This window comes from Maricurvus nonylphenolicus (assembly GCF_042854845.1).
Classification (GTDB): Bacteria; Pseudomonadota; Gammaproteobacteria; order Pseudomonadales; family Cellvibrionaceae; genus Maricurvus; species Maricurvus nonylphenolicus.
In genome coordinates, this window is record NZ_AP031498.1 from 4,539,304 (window position 1) to 4,559,814 (window position 20,511).

Sequence of the window (20,511 nt, forward strand, 5' to 3'; positions counted from 1 at the left end):
TCAGCTGTCCTCTCCTGTGTATTGGCCTGCACGACGTCGTAACTGACCGTTGGGCTCAACGGCCGTATCGAATGCATCCTCAATAGCGGCCGTGCCAGCCTTCACCGCCTCGGCCTGCAAGTAGGCATCAAACACTTTACGGGCGATTTTGGCTGCATTGGAACTCTTTTCACCATTTTCCACTATCACCGCCACAGCAATTTTCGGGTCATTCGCCGGAGCAAAGGCGACAAATAGCGCGTGGTCACGCTGGCGCTCTTCCAGCGCTTCGGAGTCATACTCTTCTCCCTGAGCAATACCCACCACCTGAGCGGTACCGGTCTTGCCGGCAATCTTGTAATCCATGCCATAGCGAATACTTTGTGCGGTTCCGCGCTGACTGTGCACCACGGCTTGCATCGCATCAAATATCTGCCGCCAGTGGCCTTCAGCAACATCCACACCGTCAACCACCGCCGGGGCAACGGCCTCATCGTTTACCTGAGCAACCAGTTGCGGTTGCATCTGCTTACCCTGGTTAGCAAGGGTGGAGGTCATCACCGCCAGCTGCATAGGCGTGGTCAAGACATCTCCCTGACCCAGCCCCACATTCAAGCTATCACCGGGAAACCAGGGTAAACCACGCACGCGGCGCTTCCAGTCTCGCGACGGCCAAATACCCCCGCGCTCACTGGGGACATCAACGCCGGTTTTTTCTCCCAAACCAAAATGCGAGCCGAAATTGTGGATATTGTCGATGCCCATACGGAACGCTAAGTCGTAATAATAGGTATCGCAGGACTCCACCACCGCCTGTTTAAGCTTGATACGATTGCCGTGGCCTTTACGTTTCCAATCACGGTACAAACGCTCTTCACCTTCGAGCTGGTAATAACCGGGGTCCTTCACACTGTAGTTGGCATCGATGTAGTTGTAGTGCAGGCCTGCCAGTCCCAGCATAGGTTTGATGGTTGAACCCGGTGGGTACTGCCCCTGTATGGAGCGGTTAAACAAAGGCAGGTCCAATGACTCATTCAGGGCACGATAATCCTTGAAAGAAATTCCGGTCACAAACAGGTTGGGGTTGTAACTGGGTGTACTGACCATGGCCAAGACTCCGCCATTATTCACATCCAGCGCCACTACCGAGCCGCGGCGCTCCCCCAGGGCATCATAGGCAACCTGTTGCAGCAAGCTGTCAAAGTGCAGGGTTAAATTAGCACCGGGCACCGGGTCTGTGCGCTCCAATACACGCAGTACGCGCCCACGGGCATTGGTTTCAACATTCTGGTAACCCACATCGCCCAATAGCTGATCTTCGTAATACTTCTCTAAGCCAATCTTACCGATGGTATGGGTGCCGCTGTAACGACGGTACTGCTCTTCGTCGAAGCCGCCGAGCTCACGATCATTAATGCGTCCAACGTAACCGACACTGTGCGCGGTCAGCTCTCCCAGCGGGTAATGACGCACCAGTTCAGCTTTGACCTCAACACCGGAGAGGCGGTATTCGTTCACCGCCAAGCGGGCAATTTCCGGCTCACTCAGACGATAGCGCAGGGGCACGGCTTCAAACGGACGTCGGCGCTGCTGTAAACGCTTGTGAAACTTTTCCAGCTCTTCGTCTTTAAATTCAATTAAGTCATCGAGGATGATGAGCGTCTGCTCCAGGTCTTTGACCCGCTCTTTAATAATGGTGAGGGTATAACTGGGGCGGTTATCGGCCAGCAAGACGCCATTGCGGTCGTAAATCAGGCCGCGTGTTGGTGGAATCGGCTGAACCTGCACGCGATTACTGTCAGAGCGTGTCACATAATCGCGGTAATTCACCACCTGCAAATTATAAAAACGGGCCAGCAGTATCCCCAGTAAACAGACAATGGCAATGACGACCACAATTAAGCGGCGAGTAAAAATTCTCGCTTCACTAAAATGGTCCTTAATGTGTTCGTAGTCTGCCATTAATCCTGGGCGGTGCTATCCAAGTATTGTCTTAAGAGATAACCCTTAAAAGGGCTTGTTATTGTTGTTATGCAAAACCGTGATTGTGCCGCATTTTGTGCAGCGGTGCGACTCTGTGGCTAAGGAGGTGCCTGCTTTCAGGCTTATTTATGGTAAGGATGATTATTGAGAATGGTCCAAGCGCGATAAAGCTGCTCAATAACCACAATGCGAACCAGGGGATGGGGCAACGTCAGTGCCGATAACGACCACTTGGCATCGGCGCGAGCCAGGCACGCTGGAGCCAAACCATCGGGCCCACCAATCAGCAAACTGTAATTGCCACCTTCCATGCGCCAGTCCGCCAGATTCTCGGCTAACTTTTCGGTGCTCCAGGGTTTACCTTTTACATCCAACGCGATGACCTTATCGCCGGCCGGGATAGCAGCCAACATCTGCTCGCCTTCTTTGGTCATCGCTTTTTCGATACTGGCATTTTTGCCCCGCGCGCCCAACGGCAACTCCACCACTTCAACGGTGAAATCCCTCGGCAGACGCTTGGCATATTCCTGATAGCCGGTTTCAACCCAGGCGGGCATTTTGGTGCCTACGGCAATGATTCGAGTGCGCATGTTATACGGTCAGTACCGAAGGGTTAGTCTTGAGGCTCTTGCTCATCACTTTCGTGACGGTTGGCCGGCTCCATACTCCAGAGTTTTTCCAGATCATAGAAGCTGCGGGTTTGCGGCAACATCGCGTGTAACACCACATCACCATAGTCGACCAGCACCCACTCGCCGGACTCCATGCCCTCAACACCGATGGGACGCAGATCGAGTTTTTTAGCTTCCTCGATCACATTATCGGCCAGGGATTTCACATGACGGTTGGAGGTACCGGTAACAATCACCAGGGTGTCCATCACATCGGATAATTCAGTCACATCGATACGAACGATTTCCTGACCTTTAACATCTTCCAGGGCATCAACAACAACCTGGCTTAACTCTTGTGTGCTTTTTGACATACAAATCTCTTGCTTAAAACGTACGTAATTCGGTTTTACTCAGTCGGTAAACGGTAAAGTTGTTTACGCTGAATATAGGCCCAAACGCTATCGGGCAATAAAAACTGTGGCGATTCACCGGCACTGATTTGGCGACGAATCTCGGTTGCCGAAATAGGCAGTAAACTCATTTGCTGGATAACCACAGAGCCCTGGGGCGAGCTATAAAGCTTATCCACAGACGCTTGATGTTGACGAAGAAAGTCAGCCAAGTCCCCCTGCTCCGGCAAATGCCAACCGGGCCTTGCCACCACCAGCAGATGCGCAAAATCCGTCAGCTCCCGCCAGCGATACCAGCTGTCGAGATTCACTAACGAGTCCATCCCCATCGCCAAGATTAGCGAGACGTCTGGGCCGACTTCGCGACGCACCTCCGTCAGGGTATCCACCATATAGGAAGGCGCATCACGCTCCATCTCTCGACGATCGATACTTAACTGCGGGCAATCAGCTGTCGCCAGCTCCACCATGGCGGCACGATCTTCACTGTTACAGCCAAGGGTATTCTTGTGCGGCGGGCGATGGCTGGGCATTAAACGCATATCATCGAGCTGGAGCTGCTCAGTCAGCTCCAGCGCCATACGCAGATGACCGTTATGGACCGGATCAAAGGTACCGCCGAACAGCGCCAAAGTCCCTAAACGTTGAACCATAACGCTAGCTTCTGGCACTGGAATTACTGCCGCGGCTATTACTGACGAATATGGCCATCGCCCAACACAATCCACTTCTGCGAGGTCAAACCTTCCAACCCCACAGGACCGCGAGCATGGATTTTATCGGTAGAAATACCAATCTCCGCGCCCAAACCATACTCAAAGCCATCGGCAAAACGGGTAGAGGCGTTAATCATCACCGAACTGGAATCCACCTCGGCGATAAAACGACGACCGCGGCTGTAATCTTCTGTCACAATCGACTCGGTATGGGCCGAGCTGTACTGGCGAATATGATCCATAGCGGCATCCATATCGGCAACCACACGGATAGACAGTACAGGGGCCAGATACTCGGTCGCCCAGTCTTCATCGTTGGCAACAGCGGCATCGATAATATCGCGGGTTTTCTCACAACCACGCAGCTCTACACCCTTGTCGCGATAGGCATCAGCCAGACGCGGCAGAATCTCTGCGGCAACCGCTTCGGCAACCAACAGGGTCTCCATGGCATTGCACACACCGTAGCGATGGGTTTTGGCATTGAGCGCAATATTAAAGGCTTTTTCCAAATCGGCCTTGTCATCGATATAAACATGGCAGATACCGTCCAGGTGTTTGATCACGGCCACCTTGGCATCATTGGAGATACGCTCGATCAGGCTTTTGCCACCACGGGGCACAATCACATCGACGTAATCTTCCATGGAAATCAGCTCACCCACGGCTGCACGATCTGTGGTTTCCACCACTTGAACACAGGCTTCAGGTAAACCGGCTGCTTTCAGACCGCTTTTAATACACTCGGCAATGGCCTTATTGGAATTAATCGCCTCACTGCCACCGCGCAGAATCGTGGCATTACCGGACTTCAAGCACAGGCTGGCCGCATCAATGGTCACATTGGGGCGCGACTCGTAAATAATGCCAATCACACCGAGAGGCACACGCATCTTGCCCACCTGAATACCACTGGGGCGATAGCTTAGATCGGTAATTTCACCACAGGGATCAGGCAGAGCCGCTACCTGACGCAGACCATCGATCATGCCGTCGATCACCTTGGGGCTTAATTCCAGACGATCCAACAAGGCAGCATCAAGGCCATTGGCACGGCCATTTTCCATATCGATGGCATTGGCAGCCGCCAGCGCCTCACGATTGGCTTCCAGCGCATCGGCGGTGGCCAGTAATGCTTGGTTCTTTTCCCCGGTGGTCGCCGCCACAATACGGCGACTGGCATCGCGAGCCTGCTGGCCCAGGGTGGCCATATACTCTTTTACATTCATGTACTTGGTGATCTTTTTTTGTCGATAGCAACAGAGTGGCCCAAAGGGCCAAAAAGCGCATTATACCTGCTTTGGCAGGCATAGTGGGGGGAATAGCAGAGAGATTTACCCGGTCGCCAATTTACTCTGAAGATAGGCGAGCGACCCTTTCGGCAATATGCTCCAGGCGCATATAGGGATCTTGCAGCTCCCACAGGGCCATCTTGTCTGGCAGGCTCAATGGCAACAATTGACTTAACTGCCAGCCCAACTGACTGGCATTGGTGGCTGGTGCCAGGTGAAGTTGCGCCACCGCAGGGTGCTCCTTGAGCTGATCCAGCAACTGCAGCAAACCGTCATATTCTGCGCTCATCGCCGCAAACGCCTCACTGTCCTCATGCTCGTCGGCCAACCACTCGACATTTGCGGTCAGTAATTGATCGGTTTGCACCTCCGACTGCTGCACCCGAAAACGCCGCCGCCCCTCGATTTGTACAACCAGCAAACCACCGGGCTTCTGGCTCCAATCGACAATTACCGCTTCGGTGCCAACGGGAAAAATCAGCGGTGCCTGCCCCACCTCGCGCCCCTCGCGAATTTGCACCACACCGAACCCTGCCTCCTGCTTAAGCTGGGCGCTGATCATGGTCAGGTAGCGTGGTTCGAAGATCTGCAGGGCCATCAACTGGCCAGGCAAGAGTAATTGCGACAGAGGGAATAAGGGCAACATCATCATAGTCCCAGCTTATCAGATTCCATCATTTGTGAAATAGCGCACATTGAGGGCAGGCCCTGCTTCAGCTTGGATTCAGACACTCAGGAGTAGGCTGGACTCATCATCAGCGATGTCATCCCACAGGGAGCATCGTAAAGGACATCTGTTTAGGAGAAGAACGATGAAAACCAGTCAACTGATTATTGCTACAACCGCGGCTATTGCACTGAGCCAGTCAGCCCTGGCCAGTAATATTGATTATGCTCGCGTCATTGACGCCGAGCCCGTATACAAAACCATTAAACACCGAGACCCCATACAGCAGTGCTGGATGGAAACCGTCTATCGACCAGCGGCCAAACCACGACATCACGCCAAACACCACAACCGTCATAACAAAAGCTACACCCCCACCATTATCGGTGGTTTATTGGGTGGCGCTTTGGGTAACGAAGTGGGGAATAACAAAAGCGCCAAAAAAGTTGGTGCGGTAGCAGGAGCTGTACTGGGAGCCTCGCTGGCCAACGATTATGTCAGCTGGCGCAAGGGTAAAGAACACCCCCATTACAATGATTACCATCATTCCAACTACCGGGAGAGCTACCAGGAAGAACGCTGCGAGACCGAGTATGAAGTCCGTTACGAAGAACGTTTGATAGGCTATGATGTTACCTATCAATATAACGGTGAGCGGTATCATACACGTACGCGCAAACATCCCGGCAAGCGCCTGAAAGTCGCCGTGGATGTGACACCGGTAGAATAACTCTGACACGAGAATGACTTAATCATGAGTTTCACACGCCCATCCCTGTTGATCAGTCTGCTGTTAGCCCTGAGCCCGGTTGCCGCCATCGCGGAACAACCCTCAGGTCTAACCTATGAAACCTGCCTAATAATTGCGCAACAGGGACAACTCTCCGCCCAACAAGCTGCTGATATTGCCCAAAAGCAGTACGGTGGTCGCGTGCTGAAAATCAAACCTGACGGCAAAGTCTACCGTATCAAATTGCTGCTGGATTCCGGTCGAGTGATTCAAGTCACGGTAGACGCCTACAGCGGTCAGCTCGGCAAAAGCTAAACAGCAACACCTAAAATAAAAAGGAAGCCTAACGTGGGTGCACGTATTTTAATTGTTGAAGACGAACTCAATTTACAACAACAATTGCAAACTCAACTGCAAGAACAGGATTACCAAATCACCACCGCCAGTGACGGCCGTGAAGGCCTTTACCAAGCCGAAGAATATGAATACGAGATGGCCATTATTGATCTCGGCCTGCCCCATATCAACGGTATCGACCTGATCAAAAAACTGCGGGCACAAGGCAAACAGTTACCCATTTTAATTCTGACTGCCCGCGGCGACTGGCAAGACAAAGTTGAAGGGCTGGAATCTGGCGCCGATGATTATCTGGTAAAACCTTTCCACCCCGAAGAGTTGGCCGCACGTGTCCACGCATTACTGCGCCGCGCCGCTGGCCAAGCCGATAGCTGCTGGCACTTTGGCGCCATCACCGTGGAAGTGGATAAGAAACGTGTCCTGCTTGAGGATGCTCCACTGGAGCTAACAAGCTTTGAATATAACACCCTGGAATACCTTATTCGCAATGCTGGCCAGGTGATTTCAAAAAGCAAACTTACCGAATACCTTTACGAACAGGACTTCGATCGCGACAGTAATGTAATTGAAGTGTTTATCGCCCGTCTGCGTAAAAAGCTCGATCCGGATGGTAGCCTCAAACCTATTACAACCGTGCGTGGTCAGGGTTACCGTTTTACCTTAACACCTGACAATCAGTAAATGCGACCAATGCCAAGCTGATGAAAAAACCGCAACTGCATTCACTGGCCGCTCGCCTGCTGGTGGCCAGCTTTATTATTCTGCCGCTGTTTGCCTTTATCAGTGGCGCAATGCTAGACCGTGCTTTTCAACAAAACCTGCGTGTTAGCGAAGCGGAAAAGTTGCGAACCCAACTTTATATTCTCCTTGGTGCGTCAGAGTGGCTGGACGATAATCTCTGGCTGCCCGAACAACTCGCTGAACCCCGCTTTGCAGCCATCGACTCCGGACTTTATGCCTGGGTTACCAACAACAGCGGCGACATACTCTGGCAATCACCCTCGAGCAAACTGGTCAACTTTGACCAGACGCAGACCAACCCATTACTCAGCACCGGCCGCGAGCAATTTCGCGATCTTAAACGCAACACCGAAAAGTATTTTTACTACCACTACGACCTGATTTGGGAAACCGATGGCGGCTCCGATATCCCCCTGCGTTATACCCTGTGGCAGGACAAAAGCAGCTATCTAGCCAGCCTGAAACGTTACCGCACTCTGCTGTGGGAATGGTTAGGCGCGCTAACCTTATTTTTATTGATCAGCCTTATCCTGATTATGCGCTGGGGCCTGGCCCCCTTAAAAAAACTGGCCAAAGATTTACAGAGCATTGAAGCCGGTCAACAGGATCAACTGCCAGGCCACTATCCCGATGAAATCCAACCGGTAACCGACAGTTTAAATCAGTTACTGAAGAGCGAACGTCAGCAGCGCGATCGCTACCGCAATACCCTGGGGGATTTAGCCCACAGCCTAAAAACCCCGCTGGCGGTCGTACGCGGTAGCCTGCCACAATTGCAGCAACAACCGGAACTCAAACAACAACTCGACGAACAAGTAGAGCGCATGGACTCGATTGTTCGCCACCAACTACAAAGGGCCGTGCAACACAGCCAATCAAATTTTGCCCAGGACTCCATTCAAGTTGCCCCCATTGCCGAGCGCCTGCGCAATACTCTCAACAAGGTTTATCACGATAAGGATATTGAGTGCGATATCAATATTGCTGACAACACCCTGTTTTATGGCAGTGCTCAGGATTTAATGGAAGTCATGGGTAACCTGATGGAAAATGCATACAAATACGGCAATTCCAAAGTACAAATTAACAGCCAGATCGAAAATCAGCACTTACAAATTGCCATTGCAGATAATGGCCAGGGCATTGCGCCCGAACAGCGACAAACTATTTTGCAGCGTGGGCAGCGGGCGGATACTGCTACACCAGGTCAGGGCATTGGCCTGGCGGTAGCTGTGGATATTATCAGTAGCTACAACGGAGAGTTGAGTGTTGATCAGGCTGCTTTGGGTGGTGCGCTGTTTACCATTAATTTACCGTTGCCCTCCTAGATTTTCAGGTTGTGCCATCGCCCCGGTTTAGCCAAGGAGGGAGAACTCCTATTCCCGGCTGCAAGACTTGCCCTGGGGCGCTCGCACTGCGGAACTCGCAAAATGCGCTCAGACAGTCCTCGTCAACGCTCCCGCCCCAGGACAAGTCTTAAACGCAGCCTGACTGGTCATAGGAGCTCTCCCCCCTTGGCTAAACCTACCTTCAGTAAAATAAAAAAGATCAAAATTGGCACAGGGAAAGGAGGCAGTCGGTGGAGCTGCTCGTAGCAATCAGCCCATTGCTTAAGCGGCAGGAAAAAAGTCAGGGTAGTCGCGGAGGTTGTTTGAGCGAATGCGAGTTTACGTAGCGCTGACTTTTTTCCTGCCGCTTATGGGCGCGAAGAGCAGCTCCACCGACTGCCTCCGGATTTAAATCTACAATGTAACGACCATAAAAAAAGCAGCCATCTAGGCTGCTTTTTCGTTTCCAATGTAGCCGGTTAAATTAACGCACAATAGTATGGTTAAACACCATCACATCAGAATTCAAACCCGCAATCACACGGGAAGCTGTATTACCACGACGGGTACGACGCTTACCGGTTTGACCCAGGGTACCAATGATTACGATATCCGCTTCGATATCTTTGGCCACTTCAGCAACCACCTCATCGGTGTAACCTGAACGCACGTGAATCTTCTCGGCTGGCAGGCCGGTTTCATTGGCCAGCTTGCCACGATCAGGGTAGAGCATGGAATCGACGTAGGCATTTACCACATGGAAGTCGGCATTGTTGCGCTCCGCAACCAGACGACCACGCTCCAGTACACGGTCATTTAGTTCACGCTGATTCTCACGATCAGCCTGGAAGTTAACCGCAGCCAATACCACTTTACGCTCGGGCTTGGCGCCTGGGCGAACCAACAGCACCGGACAATCGGCGGTTTTCAGCAGATCCCATTTGGAGTCACTGAAGGTAAAACGACGGGCATTGCTAGGCTTGTGGACAGGCAGATAAATGGTATCTGCGCCAAAGTGACTGGCGGAACGCTGAATCGCCCACTGCCACTCGGAAGACCAGGACAGCTCGGCATCGGCTTCTACACCGGCAGCTTCAAGTGGCCCACGTACCTTTTCATCAAACCAAGCAGTGTCGCGGAACAGGTTGTCGTTATCTGCGCGTGTATCGACCGCCTCATGATCTACCGCGATAAACACACGGATTTTAGGTTTCACTTCACGCTGACTGGCGGTAATTAACGCTCGCTCCAGTGCTACGTGTTCATCATCATTGGGGTCTACAACTACAAAAAGCTTTTCCTGCTCGGCCATGGGTCACCTACTTATTGTTTCTTTGGCTCTTAGTGTATTTCCCCTGTATTTGTCAGGGGTCCTGTGCATAGTAGATAGAGTTATCTCATGCAGCAAGCGAATTGAAACATTTCAGGACAAAAGAGGTGTTGATCCATTTCAACTAAGTGGCTTTTATTGCCTTATTGGCCCTGAGTAGAAACAGAATCACCTTTAGGTAAGGTGTCTTCCTCCAGCCAGCGTAACAACTCGTAGGCCTCAGGATCACTGCGCCCGCAAACATCTACCGTGGCACTAAAGCGTAAACAGACCTCGGGGCGTTCCGGCAAGCCAAAAATCTGGCAACGGTTATGCGTATCAAGCTGAATACAGCGCTCACCCGCCGGTTTGCCATCGGGCATCCCCGGGATAGCAGACGATATTGACGGCACAACACAACAGGCACCGCAGCCAGGGCGACATTCCATAGAGAATATAGGGGTTAATCAAAAGAGAGGTCGCAGACTACCACATTCGGTGGTCTGGCTCATACTTGGCGTTTTCTATTGAACACTGTAGCGAGCGAGGATGTTATCAATCACTCCGGTTTGCTGCAGGGTGGCCAATCGCTGATTTACAAAGCGCTTAAAATTATCGCTGAAGGCATTATCCATCATAATCGTTACCGGTAAGGTTACACCCACAGGAAAACTTTCAAAGCGCTGCCAGGGCTCTCCCAGCTTTGCCCATAGGTAAGAAACCCGGTCAGGGTTGCCAAGGTAAAAATCACCCCGTCCCCGCTGCAATAGCTCCAGGGCGTGAAACTGATCCTGAGCACCTATGATTTCGGCACCCTGAGCTATCAACTGTTTTTTCACCCCTGAGTATTGAAAACCGCTGATCACCACCACCCGTTTTCCATACCAGGAAACAGGCGGCGATAGCGCTGCGGTTTGTGCCTGGTCGCGATAACCGATTAACGCGTAGCGGTAATGAAACAGGTCAACTTCAGCCAAGTATTGATTGTCATCTGGCGCCGCCTGGGTCCAACTGCGAAAGCCATAGGTTACCCAATAATTAAGCTTGCCTTCATAAATAAAGCGCTTAACCCGTTTAACGGGAATGGCCTGAGGATCCAGCTCGAAACTGGATCCTTCGAAAACCGCATTAAGAATATCGGTGATAATGCCACTGCCCTCTTCGACAGGCACTATATATTGATAGGGCTGCCCAGCAGAGCCATTAATCAGATAGGTAATTTTGGCAGGATCAATAATTGGCCCGGCCGGACCAGCCTTGGCCCAGCAACACCAAAGCAATAGCAGGCCTGCCCTGCAGGATAACCTCAGGAAGCCTTTCACTTTACACTCGCGGTGGCATAGACCAGCAGCACGTCCAGATAACCTCAATACAACCTAATTTGAGATGGTAACGTTAACGGTAGACAGGTTATTGAACAAGATCAATATGGCATAAATATGACATGACTATTGTTTGCCTGGCTTAACCACACAAACTCAAGGGGATTTACCGTATCTAATGTGCCGCCACCTCGGAAAGGTCTGTAACTATATCAGCACGACATACACCCCAATCACAAAATACTTTCAGGCTTTTACTGTCAGGGCAGCCTTCAGCGATATAGGTTTCTTCTTTGTAAATCTGATGTACCAGGGCAATATCGCGACCACACCCCGCCCGCATTGACATCTGCTCAACCTTGAATTGATATTTCCCCAAGGGTTTGGGTGCCGCCAAGCGCCGCTGTAACGCGAGATAATTTTCACTGTCAGGAGTGGTGTTTAGAGCCGCATAAAAATCTGTAGACCCAAACGCACTAACCATCGCGTTTACCAGTTCAGTCATGGATTCCCTGGCAGCGATGTTATAGCCGTCGATATAATTCAGGGTAAAACCACTCCCAGAGAAAGTTTCAGCCCAAAGCTTATCTCCCGTTGGACTTTCGAGCACCAAAGTAACTTCAAGGCCTCCCCAAGTTGGTACCACTAAAGGGGCAAACCAGGTGTAGTTATTAAACCCGACATCCTCTACGTAAGCTTTAATGATGGGTAACTGTTTACTGTCGCGCGTTCCGCGTACTTTGGTGTGATAACCGGCAGCTTGAAGTGCAGTGTGAATAGTATCCATGAGCTGGCGACTCTCATCACCCTCGATATCGACACCCACCACAGGAATATAAAACAGTGTAAAACGCCCCCAACCAACGCGCTCACTGGAAAATCCCTGGGCGTAGCGATCGACAGTAATAGCACCTTCACGGGGAGAGTTTGTGCTGGCGATTTCGTCGTGCTGTAATCCATGAATAGAACAGGCACTTAGCCCTAATGCACATAGGGCAGTAAAAAGCTTCATTCCTCGAAGAAACATCTCAATAATCCCTTACAACTTCTATTAGAAACTAGCCTGCCGACTGTACCGATTTCAGCAATAGAAATATAGAAAAAACTAAATTTTCTCTATGAACTCAAGGAAATTGATTAAAACAAGAACAAAAACAAACGCAACTGACGTGCTACAAAAACAGAATGGAAAGTATCTGAAAAACTTAACCAACAACTTCAGTTAAGTTTTTCAGAAAAATAAATGCACAGGCGATTATGCCGCCTGCGCAAGGCGGTGGTCATCGACTTGGGGCTTTCCCAAAGGTTTGACCAGCAGAATAAGTTTCGGCAGCAGGGTCATTGACCCCAGGATAGCGGCAAACATCGCAAAGGCGGTCAGCAAACCAAAGTAGATTGATGGAATAAATTCCGACAGCGCCAGGATGGAGAAGCCGACGATAATGGTAATCGAGGTATAGAACATTGCCCGGCCTATAGAGGCATGTGAGCGGTGCATGGAAGCCACATAATCACCATCGATGGCAAATTCACGCTTAAAGCGATGCAGGTAGTGAATCGCATGGTCAACGCCCACCCCAACGGTTACGGCAGCAATGGTAATCGTCATCATATCCAGCGGTACACCGGCCAGCCCCATGCCCCCCAGTACAACACCGGCAGCTAGCAGGTTGGGAATAATGGCAATCAGGGCAATAGAGACCGAGCGGAACAACACCATAAACATGCCCATAATGCCGAGGAAAACAGCACCCAAGGTCACAATCTGGGATTTAAACAGGCTTTGCAGCATGTTGTTATACAGCACCAAAATACCCGAGAAATGGATTTGCTCAGGCTTAAAGCCCACCTCGTTGATGGCGTAGTCACGGATCTTATCAATCAATTCCATACGGCGCAGATTCGGATCGGTTTCTTTAGCACGCAATGAGACCCGCACCTGGTTAGCCTCTTCAGACAGATAAGGAGCAACCAAAACACTTTCGATTTCTTCTGGCAGAGAACGCTTTAACACCGCCAACTCAAAATCGTTCAGGCGTGCACCGTTAACATCGGTAGCCACCTTGTAGGCCGTGGCCAATGATTGCACCTTGCCCACTTCTGGCAGGCTTTCCAGATAATCGTGCAGCATCTCAATTTCTTCCAGGCCAGCCACGGTAAACCAGTAACTGTTGGCAGGCTGGGCTTCCGGGTTTTGCTCGGAGAAGGGATCGGCTTCTGCAAACGGATCTGCTTCCGCAAAAGGATCTGGTTCTTCAAACGGATCCGGCTCATCGAATGGATCGGCCTCGGCAAACGGATCATCCTCAACACCGCCTTCCTGGGCGAACAACAGGGGATCTTCACTGTTATCCACATCCAGAACAATATCCAGCGTGGTGGTACCACCCAGATTTTGATCGATAACCGACATGCCCTGATAAATTTCAGTCGACTCATGGAAGTAATCAATAAAACGGTTTTCCACTTCCAGCTTGCTCATGCCGTAGACACTGACACATGCAACAACGACACTAACCCAGAACACCACACTGCCATGATTCTCGGTAAAACGGGAAAACTTCAGGGTAATGGCTGCGGAGTTATCGCCTTCATCTTTGGCATCCCCCAATGGCCATACCATCAGACCTGCAGGCAGGAGAACAAATGCCAGCACCAAGGCTACCGCCAAACCGATGGTCATCATCCAGCCGAAATCAATAACCGGGCGGATATCACTGACAACCAGTGAGATAAAGGCCACCATGGTCGTCAATGCGGTATAGAGGCAAGGTCGGGCCATGACACTGACGGTTTCCCATACCAGTTGCTGCTTGGACCAACCTGGATTCTCGGCATGGAATTCACGGAAGCGCACCACCAGATGAATGGTGATCGCTAAAGAAATAATTAACAGTAACGCTACAAAGTTGGATGAGATTACCGTCAAGCGCCAATCGATCCAGCTGAGGAAGCCAAGCATCATTACCACGGCCATAATACAAGTGGCCAAGGGCAATAAGACAAAGCGCCACTGGCGGAAGATAATGGCCAGGGTGGCGATAATAAACAGGATAATGCCAGTGCCGAACACCACCAGATCACTGCGAATAAAATCGATCATATCGGCGGTGATCATGGTGCCGCCGCCAAGGAACAATTCGGCACGGTCTTGATAACTGGCAACAATGCTGCGGAATTCATCTACCCGCGCATGGCTTTCGACAGCAGCGGCGGTGCGATAATCCAGAAACTCTTTACTGACATTAGCCAGTTCGATTTCTTCTTCCGGACTTAAACCTTGATGGGTGCGTTTGTATCTTAGGCTGTCACGATGGCGCACCAGCTCAATATACTTTTCATCGATATCCAGATTTGCCAACAGGGCTGTGGTCTGGCCATCGGGGCCCAACAGCATATCGCGATAAATCGGGCTATTGAGAAATTCCTGTTTAGCCAGCGCACGATCAGTATCGTCCGTTAACAGGGTACGCGGGGTATCGGTAACTCCTGCCAGGGTAACTTGCGGGCTGTACAGCAGCGGTACATCCAGCATCGACATCACACTGGTAACACCATCAACGTGGGCCAGCTCGTCGCGCAGCTGAATCAGGGTTTCAATGGATTCGTCGGAAAATAGATCCACGTGAGGCTTGTAAGTCACTACCAGGAAATCACCGCTCTGGTAACGCTTTGTCATCTCACGGAAATAATCGAGATCGCTATCGTTCTCTAATGTTAGGGAATCTGCCGAAGCATCCAGCTTGAAATTTGGCAACCCCATTGCCAGCCCAACGGTGAGCAGCAATAACAAAGAGAGGGTAAGTTTGGGGCGCCCTATCACCCAGCCTTGGTATAGGTTAACGAGTCGTTCGAACATTGAAACTTTGCCTTGTACAGTAATTAATCAACGGTCCATGTTGCGGGGCTTTATTATCGTGAAGTTTCATCAATAATAAAACTGTCATAGATAAGAATACGAGTGAAATCAGGCTTTCGCCACGGTTGACTGATCAGTTTCTAGTCAGTTTCGATATGAGCTCCAGGCTGCTTACATCGCCACACACTAAATCAAAAAGCCGTAACTATTTATGTGGTGCGATCACTGTGGCCAAGGTCCCGTTCGGGACACAGCAGGTCACGAACACGCTGCTTTAATTCTTTGGCCTCCGGGAAGCCACCATCGCGCTTGCGCTCCCAAACCAGCTCATCATTTAACCAGATTTCAAACACACCGCCCGTACCTGGGCGCAGTGTAACCTCGCTTATCTCATCGGCGAAAGTGGTTAACAATTCCTGGGACAGCCAGTTGGCACGAAACATCCAGCGGCACAGATTGCAGTAATGAATAACCACACAGTGATCACCGGCTTGTGCTAACCGACTCATAAATCCCCTTCCACCTTCTACAGGTTATATTTATCGCCACGTATTCTACTCACAGAGCACTCGGGTGTCATTTACCTACCAAGGAATCGAATACTTCTCTGAACCAGTCCTGTAGTGGCCCAGCCCCCGATTCAAACAACACTATTGCGCCCATATTCAGCATCACGGCAAACAGCAGTACCAACAATAAAAACAGTAGCAGCTTCTTTTTTTCGTCTTCCGGTTTGGCGGCTGGACGCGGGCTGATCAGGCTGCGGGGATTCCATACCTGGGTCGGCATAGCATCGGTAAATTCGTCCAGCACGCTGCGCACTTGGGAAATTTTTTGCGGTCGCTGTTCGGGATCCTGTGCCAACATTTGTTGCAGCAATTTTTGCAGGCTTTCCGGCAAGCGTTTAAAAGCCCGTCCCATCTGTAACCGCCCGCCCCGCCAACGGGGCAACTCACCGACCAGCATCTGATAAAACAAAATACCGCAGGCGTAAATATCCAGGGCTTCGGTTTCAGGCTCATCAGGTAATTGATACCAGTTGCGCTTTAATTCGCCACCCTCACGAGAGCGCTCTATGGCCTCGCGCAGCCCGGCAGGCTGCTTGTCCTGGTAATGGGATGGCCAACCAAAATCCGCCAGTTTGACATTGCCCTGCTCGTCAAACAGCACATTGCTCGCACGCAGGTTGCCATGCACAATCTGGTGGCGATGGGCATAGGACAAACCCGCGCATACCTGTCGTCCCACACGCAAAAAATCATCCACATCAAAGGGACGCAGCAAGCGCTCCTGTAAACTGCCACCGGGCAAATAGTCCATCACCGTAATAAAAGCGCGATCACTTTTGGATACACCGTGCACTTTCACCAAATTGGGATGCTCCAACCCGGCCAAACGCTGACCGATGCGAAAACCCGGGTGCTGACCATTGGCTTTTTTGACCACCAAACGCCGCTGACTGCTGCGTTCAGCAAATAAATAAACCGCGCTGTAGGGGCTTTCACGCAGGACATCCAGCAAGGCAAAGGATTTTTTATCCACACTGGCCTTGGCACGCTGCGCCTGCTCAACATCCAAATGCGAACCGTGTAACAGCTCCAGCAAACGATCACAGACCAGCTCCGCCCGTGCGGGCCGCTTGGCGGGATCACGAGACAGGCACGCCATAATGAGCTGGTCGAGTTCAGGAGCCAAGCCGCTGGCATAATGAGAAGGTGGTAGCTTGCGCCCTTCGGGCAGTCGCCCGGTGAGCATCTCAAACAAGATCACCCCCAGGGAGTAGATATCACTGGCGGTTGTCGCCAGGCCTAACGAACGGCTTACTTCCGGCGCCATATAGGCCAGGGTACCCATCACTTCACTATCCTGGGACTGCTTTAAACTGGAGGTATCGCGGAAAAACTGGGCAATGCCAAAATCCAGCACTTTGACATGCAACTCATCACCAACAATCACATTGCCAGGCTTGATATCCCGGTGCACCACCCCGTTTTTGTGGGCATAGGCCAAAGCCTTGGCGATTTGTAGGCAGATCTCCAGCTTGCGTGGTGTGGGTAACTCTCCCTCGCGCATCATCATGGCCAAATCGACGCCATTGATATATTCCATGACAAAGAATGGCTGCTGATCTTCGGTGACACCACGATCAATCACCTGAATAATATTGGGGTGGTTGAGACGGGCAATAATCAGGGATTCGCGATCAAAGGCTTCGCGCACCTGCTCGTGCTCGAGCATATGCGGGTTCAGCAGTTTAATCGCCACCGTGCGCGACAACGACAATTGCCGCCCCTGGTAGACGGTGGCCATACCGCCTTCACCCAGCTTGTCACCGATCTCATAGCCCGGCAGCTGCAATGTCACATCCTGATCCTCTAAGGCATTCCCCGAGGTATTGGCACCCAATTCAACCATCTATGGTCCTTGTCATTACTTTTTGTTCCCAGCACCAGTCTACACTCATTAGATATCCCTTTGACCGTAGTGTAAATCGGCTTCTTTTTGTATACTTTAGTGCTAACCCTATGATTTCACCGGATTAAATTGATCAACTAATGCTCAAGATCCAGTTTAAGGACAAACACCGCGATCCCATTTGGGTGGTGGAAAAACGTTATACCATCGGTAGTGCGCCCGACAATCATCTGGTTATTGACGATAACAGCGTCTCTTCTCTGCACGCGCGTCTAATCACCCAGGACAATAAACTGTTCCTCAAAGATAACAATAGCGCCAATGGCTGCTTTGTAAACGATCAGCGAGTCACGCAAAAACAACTGCTCCCCGGCGATGAAATCCGCATTGGTAATGTCAGCCTCGATATTCTCGATCCACGCGAATCCATTACCCAGGCCGCGCTTACCGATGAGCAGGTTGCAGCCAACGCCAAGTGGGCCCTGGTCGCCGACAGCAGCTGGCTGGCCGGGCAAGAGTTTTTGATACCCAGCAAACCCGCCATCATTGGTCGCGGCAGCCAGTGTGATATCACCTTGCCGGGTACTCACCTGTCACGCCAACACGCTGAAATTACCATCAAGGGCAAAAACCTGCTGGTAAAAGATCTGGCTAGCGCCAACGGCACCTATATCAATGATGAGCGCGTCAACGAAGGCTTGGCGAGTCCCGGCGACCGCCTGCGTTTCGACGTCTACAGCTTCCGCCTGATAGGCCCGGATAACGACCCCAACCGCACCCGCGTACGTCGTCCACGCAAAGCCAGCCTGACCCCGGTTGAACGCAAAACCGTTGAAGATACACCCAAGCAATGGAAAACCCGTCCCACATCACCGGGCAACCGTATTGAGCCGGAAAAATCCACAGGCTCCAAGATCATCGCTGGCTTCAGTTTGCTGTTGGGCCTGACGGTGATCGCGATGGTGCTGTATATCGTACTTGGCGCCAAGTAACTCCCTACAGCCCCTCTACAAGCCTTCTATAGACCCTCACAGGATATGCCTATGCGCGGTGTTATTCTCGATAGCGATACGCTGGCCCCAGCCGACCTCGACCTGCAATCGCTCTACAACAGTCTCGATAATAGCCTTGATGACTGGCAAACCTATGCCACGACCCAGCCAGAGCAAACGCTGGCGCGCATTCAAGGCGCCGAGGTGGTAGTGACCAACAAAGTCGTGATTGATCGCCAGATGCTGGAACAGTCCCCATCACTGAAGCTGATTTGCATTGCCGCTACTGGCACCAATAATGTCGACCTTCAGGCGGCAGCCGATTACAAGGTCACAGTCACCAATGTCGCCGGTTATGGTGTTGGCTCTGTTGCTCAGCACACACTGGCACTTATGCTGGCCCTGGCCACCAAACTGCCCCAATACCACAATGCCTGCCAATCGGGTCAGTGGTCACAGAGCCCGTTTTTTTGCATGCTCGACCACCCGATTATTGAACTGGCAGACAAAACCCTCGGTATCGTAGGTTACGGCGCCATCGGCCAGGCTGTCGCCAAACTGGCTGAAGCTATTGGTATGCGGGTCATTATCAGCGCCCGCCCAGGCTCGCATGAATGCCCAAGTGATCGCCTGCCTTTGGCAGAGGTATTATCACAAGCCGATATACTGAGTCTGCACTGCCCCCTTACACCGGCTACAGATCAGTTCATCAATCACCACACCTTGCAGCAACTCAAACCCGGCAGTCTGTTAATCAATACAGCCCGCGGCGGCCTGATCGATGAAGCGGCACTAGTGGCGGCATTGAAATCCGGTCAGTTAGGTGGTGCCGCTCTCGACAGCATCAGTGTGGAGCCGCCACCAGCAGATCACCCTCTGCTCGCCGCAGATATTCCCAACCTTATCCTCACCCCCCATTGTGCCTGGGGCAGCCAAAAAGCCCGCCAGACTCTGGTGAATGAAGTGGCACTGAATATCCAGGCTTTTCGGCGTGGCGAAGCCAGGAATCTGGTTCGGGCAGATTAATCAGAATCCGCTTTCCCCTTGAGAGCGCTAAGAATATCGACAGGTAACGGGAAGACAATGGTTGAGCTTTTATCACTGGCAAGCTCAACCAGGGTTTGCATATAACGCAACTGCATGGCCTCAGACTGTTTAGCCAGAACACTGGCAGCAGACAGTAACTTTTCCGATGCCTCAAATTCACCCAGCGCGTGAATCACTTTGGCACGCCTTTCCCGCTCAGCTTCCGCCTGTTTGGCAATCGCCCGAATCATCGACTCGTCCAGATCGACATGTTTGATTTCAACATTGGCGACCTTGATCCCCCAGGCATCAGTCTGTTTGTCGAGAATCACCTGGATATCGGCGTTAAGGCGATCCCGCTCGGCAAGCATGTCATCCAGCTCGTGTTGCCCCAGTACCGAGCGCAGGGTTGTCTGCGACAACTGGCTGGTCGCTTCCAGAAAGTTTTCGACCTGGATAATAGCCCGCTCCGGATCAATCACACGAAAGTAGATCACCGCATTGACCTTGACGGAAACATTATCCCGCGAAATAACATCCTGGGTGGGTACATCCATCACCACCGTGCGCAAATCCACCCGTACCATTTGCTGAATAATCGGGATCACAATAATCAAACCCGGCCCCTTCACTTTGTAAAAACGACCCAGGACAAAAATAACACCGCGCTCGTATTCGCGCAGGATGCGGAACATGGACAGCAGAAACAGCACCGCCAGGATAATCAGCGTGGTAAGAAAATAATCGAATCCCATGATCATGTGACGCTCC

Annotated in this window: 20 protein-coding genes; 6 read left to right on the top strand and 14 right to left on the bottom strand. The window is 51.5% G+C overall.

All coding sequences use genetic code 11. The features are described from left to right. The 6 genes from mrdA to ACGHZ6_RS19735 form a co-directional block, all read right to left on the bottom strand. Positions 1-1,941 carry a penicillin-binding protein 2 gene (mrdA, locus tag ACGHZ6_RS19710; protein WP_390615746.1) on the bottom strand — a complete coding sequence of 647 codons (1,941 nt, stop codon included), beginning with the start codon at positions 1,939-1,941 and terminating at the stop codon, positions 1-3. 143 nt (positions 1,942-2,084) lie between these two features. Beyond that, positions 2,085-2,552: a 23S rRNA (pseudouridine(1915)-N(3))-methyltransferase RlmH gene (rlmH, locus tag ACGHZ6_RS19715; RefSeq protein ID WP_390615747.1), complete on the bottom strand. Its 468-nt coding sequence runs from the start codon at positions 2,550-2,552 to the stop codon at positions 2,085-2,087. A 23-nt stretch (positions 2,553-2,575) separates the two neighbouring features. Next, a complete protein-coding gene (gene rsfS, locus ACGHZ6_RS19720) occupies positions 2,576-2,947 on the bottom strand; it encodes a ribosome silencing factor (RefSeq protein WP_390615748.1) in 372 nt (123 codons plus the stop codon). Between the two features lie 35 nt (positions 2,948-2,982). After that, positions 2,983-3,639: a nicotinate-nucleotide adenylyltransferase gene (gene nadD, locus ACGHZ6_RS19725; RefSeq protein ID WP_390615749.1), complete on the bottom strand. Its 657-nt coding sequence runs from the start codon at positions 3,637-3,639 to the stop codon at positions 2,983-2,985. A gap of 38 nt (positions 3,640-3,677) precedes the next feature. Further along, positions 3,678-4,931: a glutamate-5-semialdehyde dehydrogenase gene (locus ACGHZ6_RS19730; RefSeq protein WP_390615750.1), complete on the bottom strand. Its 1,254-nt coding sequence runs from the start codon at positions 4,929-4,931 to the stop codon at positions 3,678-3,680. A 121-nt stretch (positions 4,932-5,052) separates the two neighbouring features. Continuing rightward, entirely contained in the window at positions 5,053-5,646 is a 594-nt protein-coding gene (locus ACGHZ6_RS19735; protein ID WP_390615751.1) for an LON peptidase substrate-binding domain-containing protein, read from the bottom strand. Positions 5,647-5,806: 160 nt separating this feature from the next. Between ACGHZ6_RS19735 and ACGHZ6_RS19740 the strand changes: the two genes are divergently transcribed. From ACGHZ6_RS19740 to ACGHZ6_RS19755, 4 genes are read left to right on the top strand one after another with little or no spacing between them, the layout of a single operon-like run. After that, a complete protein-coding gene (locus ACGHZ6_RS19740; protein WP_390615752.1) occupies positions 5,807-6,391 on the top strand; it encodes a glycine zipper 2TM domain-containing protein in 585 nt (194 codons plus the stop codon). A gap of 24 nt (positions 6,392-6,415) precedes the next feature. After that, positions 6,416-6,706 carry a PepSY domain-containing protein gene (locus ACGHZ6_RS19745; RefSeq protein ID WP_390615753.1) on the top strand — a complete coding sequence of 97 codons (291 nt, stop codon included), beginning with the start codon at positions 6,416-6,418 and terminating at the stop codon, positions 6,704-6,706. A gap of 33 nt (positions 6,707-6,739) precedes the next feature. Next, entirely contained in the window at positions 6,740-7,429 is a 690-nt protein-coding gene (locus ACGHZ6_RS19750; protein ID WP_390615754.1) for a response regulator transcription factor, read from the top strand. A gap of 20 nt (positions 7,430-7,449) precedes the next feature. Next, positions 7,450-8,817, top strand: a complete 1,368-nt coding sequence (locus ACGHZ6_RS19755) for an ATP-binding protein (protein WP_390615755.1) — start codon at positions 7,450-7,452, stop codon at positions 8,815-8,817. 484 nt (positions 8,818-9,301) lie between these two features. Here ACGHZ6_RS19755 and ACGHZ6_RS19760 read toward each other — a convergent pair whose 3' ends face one another. From ACGHZ6_RS19760 to ACGHZ6_RS19790, 7 genes are all read right to left on the bottom strand, one after another. Next, entirely contained in the window at positions 9,302-10,129 is an 828-nt protein-coding gene (locus ACGHZ6_RS19760) for a universal stress protein (RefSeq protein WP_390615756.1), read from the bottom strand. A gap of 161 nt (positions 10,130-10,290) precedes the next feature. Then, the gene (locus ACGHZ6_RS19765; RefSeq protein WP_390615757.1) at positions 10,291-10,575 is read right to left on the bottom strand and encodes a YkgJ family cysteine cluster protein; all 285 of its coding nucleotides are present in this window, start codon (positions 10,573-10,575) and stop codon (positions 10,291-10,293) included. A 75-nt stretch (positions 10,576-10,650) separates the two neighbouring features. Then, a complete protein-coding gene (locus ACGHZ6_RS19770) occupies positions 10,651-11,406 on the bottom strand; it encodes a hypothetical protein (protein ID WP_390615758.1) in 756 nt (251 codons plus the stop codon). Positions 11,407-11,623: 217 nt separating this feature from the next. Then, positions 11,624-12,475 (bottom strand): hypothetical protein, encoded by an 852-nt coding sequence (locus tag ACGHZ6_RS19775; RefSeq protein WP_390615759.1) that lies wholly within the window; start codon positions 12,473-12,475, stop codon positions 11,624-11,626. Between the two features lie 228 nt (positions 12,476-12,703). Then, the gene (locus ACGHZ6_RS19780) at positions 12,704-15,307 is read right to left on the bottom strand and encodes an RND family transporter (RefSeq protein ID WP_390615760.1); all 2,604 of its coding nucleotides are present in this window, start codon (positions 15,305-15,307) and stop codon (positions 12,704-12,706) included. A gap of 209 nt (positions 15,308-15,516) precedes the next feature. Beyond that, positions 15,517-15,816: a SelT/SelW/SelH family protein gene (locus ACGHZ6_RS19785; RefSeq protein ID WP_390615761.1), complete on the bottom strand. Its 300-nt coding sequence runs from the start codon at positions 15,814-15,816 to the stop codon at positions 15,517-15,519. Between the two features lie 67 nt (positions 15,817-15,883). Then, positions 15,884-17,722, bottom strand: coding sequence for a protein kinase domain-containing protein (locus ACGHZ6_RS19790; protein ID WP_390615762.1), 1,839 nt, complete (start codon positions 17,720-17,722; stop codon positions 15,884-15,886). Positions 17,723-17,862: 140 nt separating this feature from the next. On the opposite strand from ACGHZ6_RS19790, the gene ACGHZ6_RS19795 reads away from it, so the two are divergent. Both ACGHZ6_RS19795 and ACGHZ6_RS19800 read left to right on the top strand, forming a co-directional pair. Next, entirely contained in the window at positions 17,863-18,714 is an 852-nt protein-coding gene (locus ACGHZ6_RS19795; RefSeq protein ID WP_390615763.1) for an FHA domain-containing protein, read from the top strand. A 51-nt stretch (positions 18,715-18,765) separates the two neighbouring features. Beyond that, on the top strand, positions 18,766-19,740 hold the full coding sequence (locus tag ACGHZ6_RS19800; RefSeq protein WP_390615764.1) for a D-2-hydroxyacid dehydrogenase: 975 nt from the start codon (positions 18,766-18,768) through the stop codon (positions 19,738-19,740). Here the strand turns inward: ACGHZ6_RS19800 and ACGHZ6_RS19805 are convergent. Then, positions 19,737-20,501 carry a slipin family protein gene (locus tag ACGHZ6_RS19805; RefSeq protein ID WP_390615765.1) on the bottom strand — a complete coding sequence of 255 codons (765 nt, stop codon included), beginning with the start codon at positions 20,499-20,501 and terminating at the stop codon, positions 19,737-19,739. The two genes, ACGHZ6_RS19800 and ACGHZ6_RS19805, sit on opposite strands and share 4 nt — an antisense overlap. Positions 20,502-20,511 lie beyond the last annotated feature (10 nt).

Excerpts from the sequence above, each read along its gene's own strand:
- ACGHZ6_RS19740 (WP_390615752.1), top strand. The coding sequence starts at position 5,807 with ATGAAAACCAGTCAACTGATTATTGCTACAACCGCGGCTATTGCACTG.
- ACGHZ6_RS19805 (WP_390615765.1), bottom strand. The coding sequence starts at position 20,501 with ATGATCATGGGATTCGATTATTTTCTTACCACGCTGATTATCCTGGCG.
- ACGHZ6_RS19735 (WP_390615751.1), bottom strand. The coding sequence starts at position 5,646 with ATGATGATGTTGCCCTTATTCCCTCTGTCGCAATTACTCTTGCCTGGC.
- ACGHZ6_RS19760 (WP_390615756.1), bottom strand. The coding sequence starts at position 10,129 with ATGGCCGAGCAGGAAAAGCTTTTTGTAGTTGTAGACCCCAATGATGAT.
- ACGHZ6_RS19780 (WP_390615760.1), bottom strand. The coding sequence starts at position 15,307 with ATGTTCGAACGACTCGTTAACCTATACCAAGGCTGGGTGATAGGGCGC.
- ACGHZ6_RS19795 (WP_390615763.1), top strand. The coding sequence starts at position 17,863 with ATGCTCAAGATCCAGTTTAAGGACAAACACCGCGATCCCATTTGGGTG.
- ACGHZ6_RS19730 (WP_390615750.1), bottom strand. The coding sequence starts at position 4,931 with ATGAATGTAAAAGAGTATATGGCCACCCTGGGCCAGCAGGCTCGCGAT.
- mrdA (WP_390615746.1), bottom strand. The coding sequence starts at position 1,941 with ATGGCAGACTACGAACACATTAAGGACCATTTTAGTGAAGCGAGAATT.
- ACGHZ6_RS19765 (WP_390615757.1), bottom strand. The coding sequence starts at position 10,575 with ATGGAATGTCGCCCTGGCTGCGGTGCCTGTTGTGTTGTGCCGTCAATA.
- rsfS (WP_390615748.1), bottom strand. The coding sequence starts at position 2,947 with ATGTCAAAAAGCACACAAGAGTTAAGCCAGGTTGTTGTTGATGCCCTG.
- ACGHZ6_RS19790 (WP_390615762.1), bottom strand. The coding sequence starts at position 17,722 with ATGGTTGAATTGGGTGCCAATACCTCGGGGAATGCCTTAGAGGATCAG.
- rlmH (WP_390615747.1), bottom strand. The coding sequence starts at position 2,552 with ATGCGCACTCGAATCATTGCCGTAGGCACCAAAATGCCCGCCTGGGTT.
- ACGHZ6_RS19755 (WP_390615755.1), top strand. The coding sequence starts at position 7,450 with ATGAAAAAACCGCAACTGCATTCACTGGCCGCTCGCCTGCTGGTGGCC.
- ACGHZ6_RS19775 (WP_390615759.1), bottom strand. The coding sequence starts at position 12,475 with ATGTTTCTTCGAGGAATGAAGCTTTTTACTGCCCTATGTGCATTAGGG.
- ACGHZ6_RS19800 (WP_390615764.1), top strand. The coding sequence starts at position 18,766 with ATGCGCGGTGTTATTCTCGATAGCGATACGCTGGCCCCAGCCGACCTC.
- ACGHZ6_RS19745 (WP_390615753.1), top strand. The coding sequence starts at position 6,416 with ATGAGTTTCACACGCCCATCCCTGTTGATCAGTCTGCTGTTAGCCCTG.
- nadD (WP_390615749.1), bottom strand. The coding sequence starts at position 3,639 with ATGGTTCAACGTTTAGGGACTTTGGCGCTGTTCGGCGGTACCTTTGAT.
- ACGHZ6_RS19785 (WP_390615761.1), bottom strand. The coding sequence starts at position 15,816 with ATGAGTCGGTTAGCACAAGCCGGTGATCACTGTGTGGTTATTCATTAC.